This window comes from Vibrio sp. L3-7, assembly GCF_963898195.1.
Taxonomy (GTDB): domain Bacteria; phylum Pseudomonadota; class Gammaproteobacteria; order Enterobacterales; family Vibrionaceae; genus Vibrio; species Vibrio echinoideorum.
The window spans coordinates 1-1,917 of sequence record NZ_CAWQUW010000054.1; the positions used below are offsets into that span (position 1 = coordinate 1).

Here is a 1,917-nt window from a genome sequence, read left to right on the forward strand (position 1 = left end):
CATCTTAATGTCAAAATGAATCAACATTACAAATTTTGGAGCGATACATCGGGTTCGAACCGATGACCTCAACCTTGGCAAGGTTGCGCTCTACCAACTGAGCTAGTATCGCATTTTCATTCTTCTACTCATCCCTTCACATAAACAAAAAGAAGAAAGAGAATGGAGGCGCCTCCCGGAGTCGAACCGAGGTCCACGGATTTGCAATCCGCTGCATAGCCACTCTGCCAAGGCGCCTTTATCAACATAAAAATATATTGAAGTGTTTAAAGAGAACCACTCTTTGTTCAACACTCTACTCAAAGTAGAAACTAGATAGATGGTGCCCCGGGCCGGACTTGAACCGGCACAGCGCGAACGCCGAGGGATTTTAAATCCCTTGTGTCTACCAATTCCACCACCAGGGCAACGCAATCATGCGATGCTGATTACTGAAGAGTAAAACACCATCTCTCAGCGACCTAAGCCGTGAGAACGAGGTGTACTTTAACGGATGAAAAAAATTCGTCAACAATAAATTTTATCTTTTAATTCAAGTGATTAATTATCGAACTCAAACGAATGAATTTAGTGCAGCTTGTACGGTTCTTATACGTAGATTTTGATTTTCAATTGCGACTCGCCAGCAAGAATCAAACTTTAAGAGCGAGACTCAACTTTTGTACTCCACTTATTCCGTTTATTTTAAGTGAAAAACGAAATACTAAGCCGTTTTAATGTGCGTTTCACATTCAACGACTAGAGTTTTAAGTGACTCTTATTATGAAGTAAAAATGTGAAGCCACTAAAACGATACCAATATGAACGCTATGCCGTGCTCTGCAACCTCGCCTACCCTAGAGTTTTTAAACAAACACGTTATGGGTTTGATCCCAATGGGCAACGCATCATAAAGAATCAGTTTGGTAAAACCATGATTCGAGTCTTATGGAGCAGCGACAAGGACGAAGTAGTTGTCGTTATTAAAGGTTCACACAGTGTTTCTGACTGGCTACTCACTTTTGCACTGTGGACCAGAAGTTGTAAAAGGATTGGGTTGAACTACCGTATACATGCTGGTTTCTACCATCTTATGTTCCAAGAAAGTCAACCAAGCCGCAACGAAGACAAACTTGGGCAGACCGTTATCGAACGCTTAGAAGCCACGCTGATGCCTTTGTTAGAACAAGGGAAAAGGATTTCTATCACCGGGCACTCTTCTGGCGGCGCTATTGGTTGTGTATTTGCTGATTACTTCGAGCAAAGATATCCAGGTTGCATAAAACGAATTGTGACCTTTGGGCAACCTGCAATTGGTGATTGGAGTTTTAAAAAGAACTACCGTTTAAGTAAGAAAACCTACCGTATCTGTTGTGACATCGACATCGTGACCTTCATGCCGCCCGTCCCTTTATTATATTGGCACGTCGGAAAAGTGCTTTGGCTTTACAACGGAAGAATCTACGAAAATACACCGACACTTATTCGTCTCGGCCGTTCTATTTTTAGTTGGCTGATAAGACCCTTTTCTTATCATCTAATGAGTAAGTATATACGTAACAAGGATTTCTTCGATAAGCACTGAGACAGTGAATTAAGTTGATGCTGACTGCATAAAGAAGAGCACAAGCCTATAAAGTCAGTCGAGAGGAGTTGATTAGGTTAAAAATTCTTATAGCGAGAAATAAACGAATCAAAAGTAAGAAGCCAAAAACGAAAAAACCAGCCACGAGGACTGGTTTTTTCTAAATGATGGAGGCGCCTCCCGGAGTCGAACCGAGGTCCACGGATTTGCAATCCGCTGCATAGCCACTCTGCCAAGGCGCCTTCAATGAGTGTTTTAAGAGAACTACTCTCTCAATCACTACTAAAAGTAGCAATCAAATAGATGGTGCCCCGGGCCGGACTTGAACCGGCACAGCGCGAACGCCGAGGGAT

The 1,917-nt window shown here is 42.6% G+C and carries 1 protein-coding gene and 4 tRNA genes; 1 reads left to right on the plus strand and 4 read right to left on the minus strand.

Annotated elements, in window-relative coordinates; genetic code table 11:
- Positions 1 to 36: 36 nt before the first annotated feature.
- The 3 genes from AACW75_RS21730 to AACW75_RS21740 all read right to left on the minus strand — a co-directional run bounded on the left by AACW75_RS21730 (position 37) and on the right by AACW75_RS21740 (position 407).
- Positions 37 to 112: transfer RNA gene (locus AACW75_RS21730), tRNA-Gly, on the minus strand.
- 51 nt (positions 113 to 163) lie between these two features.
- Positions 164 to 237 (minus strand) — tRNA-Cys (locus AACW75_RS21735).
- Between the two features lie 83 nt (positions 238 to 320).
- Positions 321 to 407, minus strand: a tRNA-Leu gene (locus tag AACW75_RS21740).
- 368 nt (positions 408 to 775) lie between these two features.
- On the opposite strand from AACW75_RS21740, the gene AACW75_RS21745 reads away from it, so the two are divergent.
- A complete protein-coding gene (locus AACW75_RS21745) occupies positions 776 to 1,564 on the plus strand; it encodes a lipase family protein (RefSeq protein ID WP_017076021.1) in 789 nt (262 codons plus the stop codon).
- A gap of 168 nt (positions 1,565 to 1,732) precedes the next feature.
- Here AACW75_RS21745 and AACW75_RS21750 read toward each other — a convergent pair.
- A tRNA-Cys gene (locus AACW75_RS21750) sits at positions 1,733 to 1,806 on the minus strand.
- Between the last annotated feature and the right edge of the window lie 111 nt (positions 1,807 to 1,917).